This window comes from Lysinibacillus sp. EB106-09-02-XG168 (genome assembly GCF_058791475.1).
In genome coordinates, this window is sequence record NZ_JBYTDN010000003.1 from 1,913,182 (window position 1) to 1,929,305 (window position 16,124).

A 16,124-nucleotide genomic window follows, 5' to 3' on the forward strand; every position below is an offset into this window, starting at 1 on the left:
CAGTGACTTGGTTAATCATTTTAGCTTTTACTTTTTCATTCAGTATTGGATGTCGGACTATCTTACGGGATTCGAAAGATAAATGTTAGATTTGATATAAAAATAGAATGTTAGGAAGTAAAGTAGCGGATGTTCGGGTCGGTACATTTACTGTAGGACAATTTGGAACAATTATTAGTGGAATAATTTTATTAATAATTGCTTTTGCAGCGTTCTTATAAATTGTTTCAGTAGGAGATTTTGTGCAATCATAAAGCCGAACCTGGATGCAAATGGGTAGAATTCACCTTAAGTGTTGACAAAATGTCAACATGAGAATAAACTTCTTGATAATGATAATTTTATATACAACTGCTTAATTTATGTTAGTCATGGTAAGAAGGGGGAATCGAAAATGGCTGAGCAGAGAACCAGCATTACTCTAGGTGTATTGCTGAGAGAATTATTAAAAGAACGTTCATTGTCTATGCGAACGTTTAGTGAACTTACTGGAATCGATACAGCTACGATTTCACGGATAATAAATGGAAAGAGAAAAGCGACCCCACAACATCTAGAAAAATTTGCTGATTGCCTTAGCGTTCCGTTAATCAATCTTTTTGAAGCAGCAGGATACGCTATAGAGCAGAGACAACAAGAGTCAGATTCAGATATTCATACGTCTGTTGATGCAATACAGGCTCTTCTTAAATCTTCAAATGTTTATGATGATGAATTTTCGGTAGCACATGTTGAACAGAAACTAGAAAGCTATGGATTATTTGCGCAAACAGAAGAGGGTAAAAGTTCGATTCATAAGGATTTTGATGAAAAAATTAAGAGTGTAGGAAGCATAGGTCCGTTTATAAGTAAATTAAAAGAGTTATATGAGAAATTCTCATTGGGCAAGGGTACAATTTTTGAATTATCTGTAATTGGAAGTACATTGTTATATTTTATAATCCCTGTAGATGTTATACCGGATTATTTATTTCCGATTGGTTATTTAGACGATGCCATAGCTGTACAACTTACTACAAAGGCATTGCTAAAAAAATAAATTAGCGTTAATGATAGGTGGATATTGATGAGAAAAAGTAAAAAGAGCCGTAAATGGTTAAGGAATTTGTTTTTAACATTCGCATTAGTAATAGTAGCAGGGATTATATATGGGGTGTATCAATACAATAGCGGTTTGGCTATGGCAGACGATGGTCTTTATAAAGACGACCAAAAGGCTTATGACCCATTTGAAGGTGCGGATGTGGAATTTGATCAGATTAATGTGCTATTAATGGGAAGTGACGCTAGAGACGAGGACGGTAGATCAGATACTTTAATGATTGCACACTATGATCAAACGACGAATGATGTAAAACTTATATCTATCATGAGAGATACGTATGTTGACATCCCAGGGCACGGAATGAATAAAATAAATTCTGCTTTTGCCTTCGGAGGTCCTGAACTAGTAAGAAAAACTATTAAGGAAAATTTTGATATTGATGTTAATTACTATGCTCTCGTGGATTTTAAAGGATTCCCTAAAATTATAGATCTATTAGCACCGGATGGGATTGAAGTTGATATTCCTTATGAAATGTCTTATGGAATTGGTATGACCTTAAATCCTGGAAAACAAACTTTACATGGTGATGGCTTACTAGGCTATGTACGATTCCGCCACGATCGTTTAAGTGATTTTGGGCGAGTGGAACGCCAGCAAGAGGTTTTGACAAAGGTGAAAGAGCAAATCGGTGTTTCAAGCTTAATGAATTTACCAAAAATACTTGGCGTTGCAGATTCATATTTTGATACAAATGTTGATAATAAAACAATTCTTACTATTGGAAAAGGGATTGTAAAAGGAAAATCAAGTATGGACACTTTACGAATTCCTGTTGCAAATTCTTATGCAGACAAACGTGTGAATGTAGGAGATGTTTTAGATATTGACTTAGATAAAAACAAACAGGCATTAGAGGAGTTTTTATCATCAAAGGACAATGAAAAAATGGCTAAGACAGACGAAATTTCATCTATCAAGTTAGCAATACAATAAAATTTGAGTATGTTTTGAACAGTTTTTCAAAGCATACTCTTTTTGTTTCTTTAATTAAATATCAATGCATTATCGAGAAAAGTTGCTACATATTTCAATCCGCTATTAGCGATTTTATTTCATGCTAAAGAAAAAAGGTAGCTGACGAATTCATTCATCAGCTACCAATATTATTTTTCAAGCTTTGTTAATGTTTTACCGCTCCAACCAAAGAGGATCGTCAAAATTGGTCCGAGTAGACAGAAGAAGGTAAATGGCAAGTAAGATGTAGTTGGTATATCTAGTACACTAGCAATAAAAATACCACAAACACTCCACGGAACAAGAGGGTTGACTACAGTCCCTGCGTCCTCCATAACTCGGGAAAGATTTTTAGGGGCAAGTCCAACCTTTGCAAACTGTGCTTTAAAAGCTTCACCCGTTAGTAGGATAGATAAATATTGCTCACCAATTAATGTGTTCACACCGATCCCAGTAATGGCTGCCCCCGTAATAACAGAGCCGGCGCTTTTAAAGAAGCTCTCGACCTTCGCTAAAATACTTTGAATAATGCCTAGCGTAAATAGGAGACCGCCCATTGTTAAGGCTAATAAAACTAAGGCAATTGTAAATAGCATACTGTTCATACCACCACGAGATAGTAGTGCATCTACATCTTTATATCCCGTAGTAGATACATAGCCTTCAAAAAGGATTTTAAAGACATTCGATAAGGCAATCGGTTCTTGTACGTATGCAAGTCCGACACCAAGAATGGAGACAACTGCGAGTGTGATAAGTGCAGGTGCTTTATAAAAAGTCATAATAACGAGAACGACAATTGGTAATAATGTATACCAATGAATAAGTCCAGTAGACAGTAAACCTTCTTTAAATTGCTCAACTGTTTCAAATGAAGTATTTGCTCCTGTTGGCGATATGATTGCATAAAGGACGAATGAGATCACGAAAGCTGGAATCGTTGTCCACCCCATATTTTTAATATGCTCGAAAAGATCTACACCAACTGTACCAGATGCAAGATTTGTTGTATCTGATAGGGGAGACATTTTGTCCCCAAAGAAAGCTCCAGAAACAATCGCACCAGCCGTTATAGCTAATGAGATGTCCATTGCACCAGCAATCCCCATAAAAGCAACGCCCACTGTCGCTACAGTCGTTAAAGAACTCCCAACTGAAACACCGACGATACTACAAATTAAAAATACGATGGCAAAGAAAAAGCTTGGTGAAACAGTTAAAAAGCCATAGTAGATAAGTGTTGGAATTGTACCACCCATAATCCAACTTGAAATTAAAATACCGATAAAGAAGAAAATAAAAACTGCCCCAAGTCCAGCACTTGCACCAGCAATCATACCAGTTTCTAGCTCACGGAACGGAACTTTTTTTAATAATCCATATGCAATTAAAAGTGAGATGACAAGAAAAATAGGTATATGGGGTGTCGCCTTTAAATACCCAATACTGTATGCCATCACGGCAATAATTAAAAGTATAATAAAGCTTGCCTCGATAAATCGAGGGTTACTCTTTGCTTCAATTCGAAACATGCTAATCCTCCTAACAGTCACTTCTTCGCTTCAATGCGTTGAATCCCAAAAGTATTATAGCATGCAGAAACATTTTGTCAATGATATCAGTAGTGTTTTTCCATTTAGTAGTGGACTTTAATGGCTACTGAAATAATCCCAAGTATTTTTAACAATTAATATACAAGTCATGATGATAAAAATAAAACGCATCATTTTTGTCCCACGTTTCAGCGCAAATTTTGAACCTAGTATGGCACCGAAAATCATAATAAAACCCATCGGTAGGCCGTATAAAAAATTCACTTTTCCTAAAAGTAAAAACATAGCAAGCGCTGCTAAGTTTGATGTGAAGTTAAAAGCTTTTGCATTACCCGCAGCTTGCAAAAAATCATTGCCCATCATTAATAAAATGAAAATAAAAAAAGAACCAGTACCAGGTCCGAAGAAACCATCATAAAAGCCAACAGCAGCAAAAGCGCCAACAAAGATGATTTTCTTCCCAGTACTTAAAATCCGCTCTTCAGGTTGTTGTCCCCAATCTTTCTTAAAAACCGTATAAGTGGTAACGAGGACGAGCATAACAAGCATTAGCGGCTTTAAAATAGCAGGTGATACAAGATGCACAGTATAGGCACCAATGAACGAACCAATAAAAATAAAAGGTATTATTTTTCTATTCTTTTTTACATCGACCTTGCCAGCTCGTAAGAAAGTTAACATGCTAGTCCCATTGCTAATTGTATTGGCGAGTTTGTTTGTGGCAATCGCTGTACTTGGTGGTAAACCAACCGCCATAAGCGCAGGTAATGAAATTAATCCTCCGCCACCGACAATCGCATTTAAAAAGGATGCGATAAAGCCGAGTACTAAAAGTATTGTAAATGATAGTAAATCGATGTCCATATGTATATATTCACAACCTTCTTTCACGCATATTGTGTAAGTTACACTTTTCTTATAACAGTACTGCGAATTGTAATAAATGACAATGGAGTTTCTCTTTTCTAATGTAAATTTCGTTTACAATTCCTTAACATTAATAAAGATGAAAAAAATAGAAAGGAAAAAAGTTTTTCAAGTATTTTTATAAAAATAAAAGAAAAAATGGGTATATTTAAAGGAAAATCGCTCATTTTTGTTATCGAGTTTCCAACGTTTTCAACTTGGAAAAGTACCTAGAAATAATTGTGGCAAATTTTATATTACATTTTTGTAAATTCAACTTGTTTATGTTTAAAAATCTGTAGAAGTATGTGAAAGTTTTGTTATGATGATTGCAGAAATCGACAATATTCATTCAACAGGAGGAACATGATGTTCAACTCAAACAAGCAAGATCCATTTTTTAAAGCATTATTAAATATTTCTAAAAATGTTAAAGAAGGTATTTATTATGCTCACAATGCGCGTATTCAAGATATAGATGCACTAAAAGAAATCGCAGACACAATGAAGAACTATGAAACAAGTGGAGATAAATTAATCCACGAACTTATTGTGATGTTAAATAAATCATTTATGACTCCAATTGAACGTGAGGATATTTTAGCACTTGCCAATAAATTAGATGATGTTATTGATGGCATGGAAGGCTGTATTGCTCATTTTGATATGTATAATTTAACAGAAGTGACAGAGCCAATGCGCCAATTTTTAACATATATTGCGAAAAGCACAGACGAAATGGTCCAAGCAATGGAGTTATTAAATAGTAAAAAGCTTGTTGAAATGCGTAAACATGCTATTCAAATTAAGGACTATGAGCGTGAATGTGATGAAATTTTCCGTTCTTCGATGAAGCAATTATTTATTCAAGAAAAGGATCCAATGCGCATCATGGTGTTTAAAAGTATTTACGAACAATTTGAGGATATAGCTGACAGTTGTCAAACAGTAGCAAATACAATTGAAACAATAATTATGCGTAACGCGTAAGATGGAGAGTACTAAATGGATACGATATTACTGATAACAATATTAGTCGTTATATTTGCACTTGTATTCGACTTTATTAACGGCTTCCATGATACAGCCAACGCGATCGCAACTTCTGTATCAACAAGGGCATTGAAGCCACGTACAGCAGTATATATGGCTGCGGTTATGAACTTCATTGGAGCTATTACATTCGTTGGGGTAGCGAAAGCTTTAACAAAGGATATTGTTGACCCGTTCACCTTAAATTCTTATATTGGAGATACTACAGGTTCTGTCGTTATTTTAGCGGCATTATTATCAGCGATTACATGGAACTTAGTAACGTGGTACTTTGGAATTCCGTCTAGTTCATCGCATACATTGATTGGTTCTGTGGCAGGTGCTGCGATTGCAGCGGCAGGCTTTAATATTTTGAACTATAGTGGCTTTATAAAAATCCTTCAGGCACTTATTTTCTCACCATTACTTGCGTTTGGAGCGGGTTTCTTAATGATGACTTTATTCAAAGTCTTCTTTAAGGATATGAATTTATATCGAACGAATAAAGGCTTCCGGACAATGCAAATTGGTACAGCTGCATTACAATCATTTACTCATGGTACAAACGATGCGCAAAAAGCGATGGGGATTATTACGCTAGCTTTAATTGCAGGAGGCTTGCACCATACAGACGATATTCCTTTCTGGGTACGTTTTGCAGCAGCATGTGCGATGGGTCTTGGTACTTCTGTAGGTGGTTATAAAATCATCAAAACAGTCGGTGGTAAGATCATGAAAATCCGTCCAGTAAACGGTGTTGCGGCAGACCTTGCTTCGGCATCCATCATTTTCGGTGCGACATTAATTCACTTGCCAGTATCTACAACACATGTTATTTCTTCATCTATTATGGGTGTAGGTACAGCACATCGTGTAAAAGGTGTTAAATGGGGCATGGCACGAAAAATTGTAACAACATGGGTAATCACGATGCCTATTTCCGCAGTCATGGCTGCAGCTATATACTATATCTTAAGTTTATTTTTCTAACATAATGAGGGAATGCACGCAAATTGTGCATTCTTTTTTATTTGATTTATTGGATGGGATTGATGGAAAGGCAATGCGAGGGATGGTCCAAGGTTCAACTAGAGCGGCGGAAAGGTCGAGCTGAGCGGGCGGAGCGCCGGAAAGAAAAGGCGAAGTGACGGAAAACCCGCCCAGAGCGATGGATAAAAAACGAGAAGTGACGGAAAGCCAGATCTATGGTAATTATAAAGAAAGTATAAAGTTCAGAAAAAATGTCTTTTTACATAGTAAGGTTAGTGCAGGAGGAAATCAGATGAAAGAAAAGCTATTAGTGATTGAGGATGATACTGCGATTGGACGTATTGTGAAGGAAACGCTTGAGCAAGAAGGTTACCAAATTACTTGGGCAACAACAGGACTTGAAGGGCTAGCTGATTTTCAAGCTGATACATTCGATTTAGTGTTAGTCGATTGGATGTTGCCTGAGATGGACGGTCTTACTGTTTGTCAAAATATTCGTTGGGAAAGTGATGTACCTATTTTAATGATGAGTGCGCGTAAGGAAGAGGCTGATAAGGTTGAGGGCTTGCAGGGCGCTGATGATTATATTGCGAAACCATTTAGCTTAGAGGAGTTAAAGGCACGTGTTGCCTCACACTTACGTCGTTGGCAACGTTATACGAAAAAAGAAATAACAGAAGATGTTACATCCTTTACACAAGGCTTAAAAATTGATTGGCAAAAGGAATCGGTGCGCCTTCATGATAAAGAGCTTACCTTAACACAGAAGGAATTTGCGCTATTAAAACTACTTGCGAAAAATCCAAACCAAATTTTTTCTAAAGAAGAGTTATATCAGCATATTTGGCAACAGGCGAGCGTAGATGAAACTCATACTGTCACAGTACATATAAAGGCGCTACGAGAAAAGTTAAAGGACCCAGTTAAAACACCGTACTATATACAAACAGTTTGGGGCAAGGGCTACCGTTTTATTGGTGAACCGCTATGAAAATTAAAACTTGGTTACTCATCACTTTTTTCATCGTGATGGTGTTACCGATAACAGGTGCTTATAGCCTTTATATATGGATTAATGCCTATTATCAAGATAAAAGCATTGCTGAATATTTCGAAAAAATGACCGAGCTAAATCAGGTGAAATCCGTTCTCGAAAATCCTGAGCATTATAAAAGAAATGCGGATATACAAGATATTGAAGCACTATCGAATGATCAGCTCGCCATTACACTTTACTCAAAATCAGGCATTCTTTTGTATTCCTCCAATCCATTGAAATTGGACTATGATTCGATGGATATTATTTTAAAAGGTTTATATGAACTAAAGCAAAACTACAATGCCTTTACGTATAAAGAACCTGTTTATCAAGATGGGGAGTTACTTGGGGTATATGAAATTCAATTAGTTCGGAAGGATTGGGTAAAAGGTGTAGAAAGCCGTTCTTGGCTTGTAATAGCTAGCTCTATACTATTATTCCTCCTTATTTATTTCGCAGTCATGATACTGCTTAACCGAAAATTAAATCGGCCTTTACATGAACTGATGAGGCAAATGCGTGCTTTTGCAAAGGGAGAGCATGTGGAATCGAATTTAGTGGCAAGAAAAGATGAAATTGGAGATCTTGCTCAAACCTTTCTTGCCATGCAGGACGAAATTGAAACAGCACGAGCTCATTTAAAAGTTGAACAACAGCAAAAGGAGCTAATGATTGCAAGTATTTCCCATGATTTAAAAACCCCTCTTACAGCTATTCAAGCGTATGCCGAGTCTTTACAAAGTAAGGCGTTATCAGAAGAACAGCAAGACGAGTACCGCCAAATTATTTTAACAAAGTCTGAAACGATGAAGCAGATGTTAGAGGATTTACTAATGTTCACTTTACTGCGATCCACAAGCTATCATTTAGACCTAGTTGCAGTAGATGGGTCCGAGTTTTTTGAAATGGCACTATCTGATTATGAGCAACTATGTAAGGATCGAGGATTTATGCTTGAAGTCACTTGTGACATAGATGGTATGTATGCAGTGCATCCAAAGCAGCTTCAACGGGTGATCGACAATTTAATGAGTAATGCTTGGCGCTATGGGGCAGTAGGTACGATGATAGGCTTAGCTGCCATGAATGCTGGAGAGTGTCCGGTATGGAGCTTTGATTTTGTACAGTCAGCTCTAAAAAAGCAAGAGGGAATGTATATCATCTTACAAAATAGCGGGCAAGGTGTAAAAAAAGAGGATATTGAGAAGTTATTTGAGCCCATGTACCAAGCAGATTCAGCACGAACAAAGGCTGGGGAGCGCGGCACTGGACTAGGATTAAATATAGCAAAGCAAATAATAGAAAAGCATGGTGGGACAGTAGAACTTGTATCGAAAGAAGGCTATGGAACAGCTGTACTTTGCTGGTTGCCACCATTTAAAGGAGAGAATTGATGATGAATTGGAAAAAATCATTACGTGCAGCAGGTTTAGTTGCCGCACTAACATTTAGCTTAGTAGGTTGTAATACGGAGGGGGCATATTCTCCACAGGAAATTATTGATCAAGCATTACAGGAAACAAAAGAACCACTTACTTATTACGCTGAATACCAAATGGATATGGGAGATATTGGTGGTAAAGCTCAAGTTAAGGAGTGGACGAAAGATGGTAAAAGACGTGTTGAGATAACAGCTGAAAACGGTGAGCATATTATCACAGTCAACAATGGCTCACAAGTCCTTTTATATGATGTTGTAAAAAACACTGTTCATAAAATGGATATAGGCGAAGGTGGCTCGGATTTATTCCAATCACCAAGAGACCAGGCAGAATCACTTTTCAATATAGTAAAGGATACACATGATGTGAAAATTGCAGGGGAGGAGAAGATTGCTGGAAGAGATACGTATAAAATCGTAGCGAAAGCCAAAAAAGAGGATACTTTAATAGGTGATATTGAAGTATGGATTGATAAAAAAACTTGGGTGACGTTAAAAACAATAACAAATAGTGCTGGAACTAAAATGACATCAGAGTATACGAAACTAGATGACAGCGCAAAAATTGAGGATGCACAATTTACAATTGATATTCCAAAGGATGCGAAAGTGGAGGAAATAAGTGGGCATGAATCTGAGTCAGTAACACTAGATACAGTGAAAGGAGAACTTGGCGAATTTTTAATGATGCCAGAAGAAGATGGATTAATTTTGGAAGATATTTCATTAGATAAAGGGATAGAAGGTCGTTCAGAGTATACCTTTAATTATACAAAGAACAATCTGAAAGAAATTTCAGTAACAGTTTTTAAAGCAAATAGTAGTGCTACTGAGGCTGATCCCACTTTAGGTGAAAAAGAAATAGACATTCGAGGTCAAAAAGGGACTGCCATGGACGAGAAAAAATTCCGTTATATTGGTTGGCAGGAAAATGGCTATCAATATGGCATTATGATCGAAAACCCTGAGCGAACAATGGATGACCTTGTAGCATATGCAAAACAAATGACCATCGTTAAGTGAGGTGAATTGTAATGAATAGAAATGAATTTATAAAATGTCTCGCATTGTTTTTATTTAGCACAGTTTTTTTATATGGTGTAGGTGAAACATATGGAGTTCCATGGCTGCAATTTCATTTCTTAGGACAATACAGTGATGAAGGTTTTTATTTTAGTTTTAGCTCTTTAACGCCTATACTTGGCGGCTTACTAATAGTTGCGCTATATGAAACGAAGATTAAGCAACTCATCTAATATGAGGAAAGAGGCTGGGACATAACTAATTTGTCTTTTATGAAAGACGGATAATTTTTAAATGAACAAAGAATATAAATAGAAAACCCGGACAATTACGAAACACAGAATGCGCGTTTCGTAATAGTCTGGGTTTTTCATTGGCTAAAATCTTTTTGTCCCAGGATTAATCTATAGGTATAAATACTATACTATGTAAAAACTTTAGGGGGACTATGAATGGGACGGGAGATTATAGAAACAAACTATTTTACTTTCCATAATTTATGTGACGGTATATATGCTGCCGTTGCTAAACCAGGTCAAGGTGCTTGGAGTAAGGCGGGAATCATTGATTTAGGTGAAGAACTTATAGTTTTTGATTCGTTAAATACTCCTTCGGCGGGGGAAGAGTTAAGACGCCAAGCTGAAAGTTTAACCGGTAAGAAAATAAAGTATTTGATTAACAGTCACTATCACGGGGATCACGTTTTTGGGAATCAAGTATTTTCGGATGCAACAATTATTTCTACATATATAACGGAGAAATTGTGCAAAGAAAAGAATAAGATTGAAGACTACGAGAAGGAAAAGCTGGATATGAATCATTACCTGCTTCAGCTAAAAAGTAAAATTGATTCAACAGAGGACATCATTATAAAAACGAGTCTAATCAACCAATATCAAGAAATGTCGAAGGTGTTGGATGATTTATCTAAAGAAAAAATAGCTTTTATGGGGGATTTAGTGACAAAAGATTTACATGTCCCGATCTATGACCCTGAAGAATTTATGAACATATTAAAGCATCCATATCAATATAATTGTTCCTGGTCATAGTAATGCTGCAGATTTGACTGTATGCGATACGTTAATTGATTACTTACATTATATGACTATATGACTCAACAAGCAGAAGAGGCCCTTCAACGAAAGTTGTCACTGGAAGATTTTGTTTCTGAATTTGATGTACCTAAAACGTATAGGGAGTGGAAGGGAGTAAACGATATTAAAGCTAACCTTACAACGATATACACATACCTTCAAAAAAGCTAAAAATCCACTTTAAAAAAAGTGAATTTTTTTAGCGTTGATTAAATACGGACAATAAAATCTGATTAATGATGATGAGTAGAGCAAATCCATTAGCTAATTTTGTTTGACCTGTAGCATATAGTGCGATGACGGCTAGCGAGAATATCAAAATTTCAAACATAAAATGCGAAACCCCACTCAATGGAAATGTTGCTTTGGGTGAACCAAACATACTCCAAAGAACTACGAACAAAGCGGGTGCTCCAACTCCAAGTAGGAGCTTGAAGAATATGCCTTTCCCAGTTTGTATACCCCAATATCCATAAGCCATTAATACGCAAATTTCTAATAGAAAGCGAAGAACTAAATTCAACACCATATGATCCCTCCGAAAAATTATTTTTTAAAAGGGTAAACATAATCGCTGACAAAGTGAAACAGAACTACAGAAAAGAACGCTCATCGCTGATAAAACGCAGCTTACCGATAGAGCCTCAACTTCTACCTTAAACTATTTGCTGTAAATGAGTTTTTGTAAAAGTTCCATCATATTTTAAACCATAGCCTAGTGCACGATCTAAAAATATATGAGCTATCCAAATTATAGAAGCCATTAGTAGGGGTGATGATGCAGTGACAAAACCTATAATCAAGAGAATACCTGGCAGGACTAAACTGTGGCCAATATTATAAAATAATGCGCCAACTTTAGTGTTTACTATGTAGCCTAACATCGTTATATCAGGTAGTAGTAAAAGTAGTACAAAATATAGGAACGAAAATTCAAAATGCCAGTAGAAAAATACAGTTACTAAAAGTGCTATTAAATATTCCAAGGAGATAATTTTACGTAGTTTCATGATGAACACTTCCTTCTTGTAATTTTTTATACATATCCTCGATAAGTGAACCGATGACTAGCTTATTTTCAGCGTATTTTCCTTCAGCCATTAATGTTTGAGTGAGCTGTAAGGATTGTAGTGCCTGCTGATAAAAATATAACTGCTGCTCAATGTGATTGATCTTTGCAGAGAAAAGTCGTACGGTCTCTTGATTGCAAGAATCAGAAGTAGGCTTTTGCTCTAGTGTCAGAAGTTGATTGATTTCTTGTAATGTGAAGCCAAGCTGCCTTAATACTAAAATAAATTTGATTGTATGTTCACACGTGACATCATACACGCGATAGCCATTGTTCTGTTTATTTGGATGTAGTAATCCTTCTTTTTCATAGTAACGTACGGTATCAGTAGATAAATTATATTTTGCTGCAAACTGTTTTATATGCATGTGAGCACCTCCTAAATTTATCCTAACATTGGAGTATGCTCCAAGGTCAATACGATAACTGAAATTTTTTAAAAATTAAGTGAAACGGTCATTTTGTATAAGATAGGTTACGTATGGTATATCTTAGTCAAAAAAGCGTTTAAGTATTGAAGAATCTTTATAATAAGCTGTATGATAAAATCGGTAGACCTCATCATTTGAACTTTTGTGGGAGCTCTTTCTTTATGATGAATTTTGATTTACTTTAAATCATTTAGTGATAAAGAATAGTTGATTTTAGCAAAAAGTATCACGTCCTATATTAACACCTTCGTGACCAACCTCGTGCTGTTGCTGCCACTGCCGTAGCGCTACGCTTTCGCAAAAAACTGTTGCTCTGAAGTTCCCAGAAGAGTAGCTAGCCGGAACGGAAATCAACTTCACATTATGATGTTGATCCACACATATCTAGCTATCCCCACCTTCTTCAAGTCTCTTTCGAGAAGAGGCTGTTTTTTTATTCATCGGAAAATTATGGTTTTTATGGTATCTTAAATATCCCCCCTATAAAAAGAGTCATTTTACAGGTGGAATCACAACTTTTTAGGATAAATGAATCACTGAATGGAATTTTGAGGTTAATTTTACTCATAAATTTGAAAATAAATGAGTCTGAGGAATTGTAATATTTGGCACATAAAGATAGTATTAAAGAAGTAGGTGTTACTTTAAGGAGGAGCGATATGAACATACAGGAGTTTGAAGAATTATGGATTACACTCAATGAATTGTATGAAGCGAATCGCTTTATAGAATATATAGAATTAAGTAGTGCCGCAATTGAAAGTGCTATAGAGCTTGGTATGTATAAAAAAGCAATCCTGTTATTACGCTATAGCTGTGCAAGCTATTTTCAAACAGGTGATTTGCAAGTATCCATTAGTGTGCTAGAGCAATATCAAGAATTAACCTTCCAATATGGCGATGATATCGATTTAATCCATCATTATATTTTAGCATCCATTTATTGGGGGACATTTGGCCATATAAAGAAATCGAAAGAGTTTATGTTCAAGGGACTAGAGATTGCTGAGCGTATACAACATACAGATAGCATAGGGAAAATTTATAATAATTTAAGCGACTTAGAAAACTCTTTAGGGAACTCTCAAAAAGCGAAGGATTTTGCATTAAAGAGCTTATACTATGCCAATTATTTTGAGACAAAGCATGAAAATCCATATTCAGGGATTATTTATTCAAAAATAAACTTAGCTGTTGCACAAATTTGCTTGGAGGAATTTGATGAAGCAGATGAATTATTGCAAGAATTACTAGTGACGATTAAGAAACCACCTTACTCCAAGTTACAATTGGAGGTAATGAATGCCTATGCATTGCTTTGTGAAAAACAGGGGCGCATTGGGGAGGCCATTGATTTGTATCAAAAGGCGAAGCACTATGCCTTACAAAATAATGATTTGTCTATGCTTCAAACTATTTATAATTCTTTAGTGAAGCTAATAGAAGAACAAGGGAATAAGCTTGTATTGTGCTCGATACAAAAGGAATATATTAACATTTTGTTGGAAATGCAAAGGGAAAATTATACTCATTTATTATTTGAGATGGAGTATAATGACCAGAAAAAACGTTTTGAAAAAACTTCTTACATTGATCCATTAACAAATATTTATAATCGACGTTATTTTGATGAGAATGCAGAAAAAATGCTGGAGAAGGCTTCGGTAGAAAATCAGCAATTAGCATTAATGATGATTGATTTAGACCATTTTAAAGAAATTAATGATGCAAATGGTCATTTATTTGGTGATGATGCTTTAACGATTACTGCAACTACATTAAAGGATTATTTTCAATCATTTGAGTCGATCGTTGCTCGTTTTGGCGGTGATGAGTTTATTGTTCTTAGTCAATTACCGGAGGATGAATCCATTCAAACGATAACGGAAAATCTCTATCAAACATTAAACTCTCTGTCCTTAACAATTAATGATGAGAACGTTCAGTTGGAATTTAGTATTGGTGTCAGTACGAATAAACAAGGTCAGATTGCCACTGTTGAGGAGCTGATCCATAGTGCGGACACAGCACTATATACGTCAAAGCGCAATGGTCGAAACCAAATCACTGTTTTTAATCAATATAGTGGCGCGGGGAATCGAAATTAAACAAGTCAGATGACGGGGGCTGGCGTGTAATGTTAATATTTAGTATCAATCATAAAGGATCTGCTTCATTCCAACGAATTTTTCATTGGAGTTTCGCAGATTCTTTTCTTTTGAAAAAATTTTTTAATAAAGTGAATCGGAAATGAAGCGGCGTCCGTCAGTAGTTTAGAAAGAAGGTGAGGACAACGATGGATATCGAAAATATTATTGCAGAGCACGGTGATTATTTATTAAAGGTTGCTTATTTATATGTGAAAAATGAAGCAACAGCTGAGGACATTGTGCAGGATGTGTTTATCGCCTTTTATCAAAAGCAGGAGCAATTTCGTCAAGAAGCATCATTACGTACATATTTAGTGAAAATGACGGTCAATCGAAGCCATGATTATTTGCGCAGCTGGAAAAGTAAACGACTGACACTCTTTGAAAAAATAACAGGACGTACGACAGCAGTCACGCCTGAAAAAGAATATCTTGCTAAGTCCACAAAACGAGAGCTAGTAGAAGCTTTGTTTACATTATCAGTGGCCTATAGGGAAGTACTGATTCTCTACTATTTTGAGGATATGACGACAGTAGAAATTGCACAGCTCGTAAGTTGTCCAGAAGCAACAATACGTACAAGATTACAGCGTGCTAGAAAGCAACTTGCAACAGCAATCGGTGATTATGATTGGGAGGTGTTACGCCATGAATCAATTTAAAGAAGATATGCTACAAGAACTTCGAGATGTAAAGCTTACAGATGAGAAAAAACAGGTAATTGCTCAGAAAGCACGTAATAAAACGAAACAAAGAAGAAGTAGTCCATGGCAATATCGTGTGGTGCTTGCGACGTTTACGATGTTGGCCATTGGTTTTAGTTATTTACTATCACAGAATAAACATTCAGGAAGTCATCAGGCAGCTAGTGTACAGCAAGAAGCGGATACATGGAGCCTATGGACAATTTTACAAAATGATTTTGTAAAAGGGATATTGCTTTTTAGCTTCTTGGTAGGGATTGCTTTGATTGTGAAAGGTGTGTTAATCAAGAAAGGCTATGGCCTACCGGTGTGCATTGAGTGTGGGGAAACTTGGTCAGAGAAGCAAGCTCGAAAAATGTACCGGAAAAATGGACAAATCGAATGTCCTTATTGTGGGAAAAAACAATATCGCACAAAAAAATCAATGAAAATGGGTGGTATTTTAACGTTCCCGATTCCACTTATGATATTTATGCATATTGTTTTTAATAATATTTCTATTGGGACTATTTTCTTTATCGCTGGTGTTCTTATTTATTATCGATTACTAGCACCATATGTATTTGATTTACAAGAAGATGATCCTATCAACGATCCGCTTTGGTAATTTGTATAGAGAAATTACTA

At 36.0% G+C, this 16,124-nt stretch carries 17 protein-coding genes and 1 pseudogene; 13 read left to right on the forward strand and 5 right to left on the reverse strand.

The annotated features are described in order from the left end of the window. Positions 1–110 precede the first annotated feature (110 nt). From AC3WSO_RS10015 to AC3WSO_RS10025, 3 genes and pseudogenes are all read left to right on the forward strand, one after another. Positions 111–221, forward strand: a pseudogene (locus AC3WSO_RS10015) (sporulation membrane protein YtaF); the annotation flags it as partial. A 173-nt stretch (positions 222–394) separates the two neighbouring features. Continuing rightward, positions 395–1,039 carry a DUF1232 domain-containing protein gene (locus AC3WSO_RS10020; RefSeq protein ID WP_492530461.1) on the forward strand — a complete coding sequence of 215 codons (645 nt, stop codon included), beginning with the start codon at positions 395–397 and terminating at the stop codon, positions 1,037–1,039. A gap of 141 nt (positions 1,040–1,180) precedes the next feature. After that, entirely contained in the window at positions 1,181–2,041 is an 861-nt protein-coding gene (locus tag AC3WSO_RS10025) for an LCP family protein (RefSeq protein WP_492534309.1), read from the forward strand. 170 nt (positions 2,042–2,211) lie between these two features. Here AC3WSO_RS10025 and nhaC read toward each other — a convergent pair whose 3' ends face one another. Continuing rightward, complete coding sequence (nhaC, locus tag AC3WSO_RS10030) at positions 2,212–3,594, reverse strand: Na+/H+ antiporter NhaC (protein ID WP_492530462.1); 1,383 nt, start codon at positions 3,592–3,594, stop codon at positions 2,212–2,214. A 117-nt stretch (positions 3,595–3,711) separates the two neighbouring features. After that, positions 3,712–4,479: a sulfite exporter TauE/SafE family protein gene (locus AC3WSO_RS10035; protein ID WP_492530463.1), complete on the reverse strand. Its 768-nt coding sequence runs from the start codon at positions 4,477–4,479 to the stop codon at positions 3,712–3,714. Between the two features lie 411 nt (positions 4,480–4,890). Here AC3WSO_RS10035 and AC3WSO_RS10040 point away from each other — a divergent pair, with 411 nt between their 5' ends. The 7 genes from AC3WSO_RS10040 (at position 4,891) to AC3WSO_RS10070 (ending at position 11,098) form a co-directional block, all read left to right on the forward strand. Further along, on the forward strand, positions 4,891–5,511 hold the full coding sequence (locus tag AC3WSO_RS10040; RefSeq protein WP_492530464.1) for a DUF47 domain-containing protein: 621 nt from the start codon (positions 4,891–4,893) through the stop codon (positions 5,509–5,511). 15 nt (positions 5,512–5,526) lie between these two features. Next, positions 5,527–6,543, forward strand: coding sequence for an inorganic phosphate transporter (locus tag AC3WSO_RS10045; protein ID WP_492530465.1), 1,017 nt, complete (start codon positions 5,527–5,529; stop codon positions 6,541–6,543). A 292-nt stretch (positions 6,544–6,835) separates the two neighbouring features. Then, entirely contained in the window at positions 6,836–7,534 is a 699-nt protein-coding gene (locus tag AC3WSO_RS10050; RefSeq protein WP_492530466.1) for a response regulator transcription factor, read from the forward strand. Beyond that, positions 7,531–8,976 (forward strand): HAMP domain-containing sensor histidine kinase, encoded by a 1,446-nt coding sequence (locus AC3WSO_RS10055; protein ID WP_492530467.1) that lies wholly within the window; start codon positions 7,531–7,533, stop codon positions 8,974–8,976. Before AC3WSO_RS10050 ends, AC3WSO_RS10055 begins: the two co-directional genes overlap by 4 nt. Next, a complete protein-coding gene (locus AC3WSO_RS10060; protein WP_492530468.1) occupies positions 8,976–10,046 on the forward strand; it encodes a LolA family protein in 1,071 nt (356 codons plus the stop codon). Before AC3WSO_RS10055 ends, AC3WSO_RS10060 begins: the two co-directional genes overlap by 1 nt. An 11-nt stretch (positions 10,047–10,057) precedes the next feature. Continuing rightward, complete coding sequence (locus tag AC3WSO_RS10065) at positions 10,058–10,279, forward strand: hypothetical protein (protein ID WP_492530469.1); 222 nt, start codon at positions 10,058–10,060, stop codon at positions 10,277–10,279. A 219-nt stretch (positions 10,280–10,498) separates the two neighbouring features. Next, positions 10,499–11,098 (forward strand): MBL fold metallo-hydrolase, encoded by a 600-nt coding sequence (locus AC3WSO_RS10070; RefSeq protein ID WP_492530470.1) that lies wholly within the window; start codon positions 10,499–10,501, stop codon positions 11,096–11,098. A 244-nt stretch (positions 11,099–11,342) separates the two neighbouring features. On the opposite strand, the gene AC3WSO_RS10075 is transcribed toward AC3WSO_RS10070, so the two are convergent. The 3 genes from AC3WSO_RS10075 to AC3WSO_RS10085 all read right to left on the reverse strand — a co-directional run bounded on the left by AC3WSO_RS10075 (position 11,343) and on the right by AC3WSO_RS10085 (position 12,580). Then, a complete protein-coding gene (locus AC3WSO_RS10075) occupies positions 11,343–11,672 on the reverse strand; it encodes a YrdB family protein (protein ID WP_492530471.1) in 330 nt (109 codons plus the stop codon). A 127-nt stretch (positions 11,673–11,799) separates the two neighbouring features. After that, positions 11,800–12,153: a DUF4260 domain-containing protein gene (locus AC3WSO_RS10080; RefSeq protein ID WP_492530472.1), complete on the reverse strand. Its 354-nt coding sequence runs from the start codon at positions 12,151–12,153 to the stop codon at positions 11,800–11,802. Continuing rightward, the gene (locus AC3WSO_RS10085) at positions 12,140–12,580 is read right to left on the reverse strand and encodes a MerR family transcriptional regulator (protein ID WP_492530473.1); all 441 of its coding nucleotides are present in this window, start codon (positions 12,578–12,580) and stop codon (positions 12,140–12,142) included. The genes AC3WSO_RS10080 and AC3WSO_RS10085 overlap by 14 nt, the downstream gene beginning before the upstream one ends. Positions 12,581–13,302: 722 nt before the next feature. Between AC3WSO_RS10085 and AC3WSO_RS10090 the strand changes: the two genes are divergently transcribed. From AC3WSO_RS10090 to AC3WSO_RS10100, 3 genes are all read left to right on the forward strand, one after another. Further along, positions 13,303–14,751: a tetratricopeptide repeat-containing diguanylate cyclase gene (locus tag AC3WSO_RS10090; protein ID WP_492530474.1), complete on the forward strand. Its 1,449-nt coding sequence runs from the start codon at positions 13,303–13,305 to the stop codon at positions 14,749–14,751. 188 nt (positions 14,752–14,939) lie between these two features. Then, entirely contained in the window at positions 14,940–15,455 is a 516-nt protein-coding gene (locus tag AC3WSO_RS10095) for a sigma-70 family RNA polymerase sigma factor (protein WP_492530475.1), read from the forward strand. Next, positions 15,442–16,104, forward strand: a complete 663-nt coding sequence (locus tag AC3WSO_RS10100; protein WP_492530476.1) for a TIGR04104 family putative zinc finger protein — start codon at positions 15,442–15,444, stop codon at positions 16,102–16,104. The genes AC3WSO_RS10095 and AC3WSO_RS10100 overlap by 14 nt, the downstream gene beginning before the upstream one ends. Positions 16,105–16,124: the final 20 nt, after the last annotated feature.

Coding starts and splice junctions, on each gene's coding strand:
- AC3WSO_RS10055 (WP_492530467.1), top strand. CDS start 7,531: ATGAAAATTAAAACTTGGTTACTCATCACTTTTTTCATCGTGATGGTG.
- AC3WSO_RS10090 (WP_492530474.1), top strand. CDS start 13,303: ATGAACATACAGGAGTTTGAAGAATTATGGATTACACTCAATGAATTG.
- AC3WSO_RS10060 (WP_492530468.1), top strand. CDS start 8,976: ATGATGAATTGGAAAAAATCATTACGTGCAGCAGGTTTAGTTGCCGCA.
- AC3WSO_RS10035 (WP_492530463.1), bottom strand. CDS start 4,479: ATGGACATCGATTTACTATCATTTACAATACTTTTAGTACTCGGCTTT.
- AC3WSO_RS10045 (WP_492530465.1), top strand. CDS start 5,527: ATGGATACGATATTACTGATAACAATATTAGTCGTTATATTTGCACTT.
- AC3WSO_RS10095 (WP_492530475.1), top strand. CDS start 14,940: ATGGATATCGAAAATATTATTGCAGAGCACGGTGATTATTTATTAAAG.
- AC3WSO_RS10050 (WP_492530466.1), top strand. CDS start 6,836: ATGAAAGAAAAGCTATTAGTGATTGAGGATGATACTGCGATTGGACGT.
- AC3WSO_RS10080 (WP_492530472.1), bottom strand. CDS start 12,153: ATGAAACTACGTAAAATTATCTCCTTGGAATATTTAATAGCACTTTTA.
- AC3WSO_RS10020 (WP_492530461.1), top strand. CDS start 395: ATGGCTGAGCAGAGAACCAGCATTACTCTAGGTGTATTGCTGAGAGAA.
- AC3WSO_RS10075 (WP_492530471.1), bottom strand. CDS start 11,672: ATGGTGTTGAATTTAGTTCTTCGCTTTCTATTAGAAATTTGCGTATTA.
- AC3WSO_RS10100 (WP_492530476.1), top strand. CDS start 15,442: ATGAATCAATTTAAAGAAGATATGCTACAAGAACTTCGAGATGTAAAG.
- AC3WSO_RS10040 (WP_492530464.1), top strand. CDS start 4,891: ATGTTCAACTCAAACAAGCAAGATCCATTTTTTAAAGCATTATTAAAT.
- AC3WSO_RS10070 (WP_492530470.1), top strand. CDS start 10,499: ATGGGACGGGAGATTATAGAAACAAACTATTTTACTTTCCATAATTTA.
- AC3WSO_RS10025 (WP_492534309.1), top strand. CDS start 1,181: ATGGCAGACGATGGTCTTTATAAAGACGACCAAAAGGCTTATGACCCA.
- nhaC (WP_492530462.1), bottom strand. CDS start 3,594: ATGTTTCGAATTGAAGCAAAGAGTAACCCTCGATTTATCGAGGCAAGC.
- AC3WSO_RS10085 (WP_492530473.1), bottom strand. CDS start 12,580: ATGCATATAAAACAGTTTGCAGCAAAATATAATTTATCTACTGATACC.
- AC3WSO_RS10065 (WP_492530469.1), top strand. CDS start 10,058: ATGAATAGAAATGAATTTATAAAATGTCTCGCATTGTTTTTATTTAGC.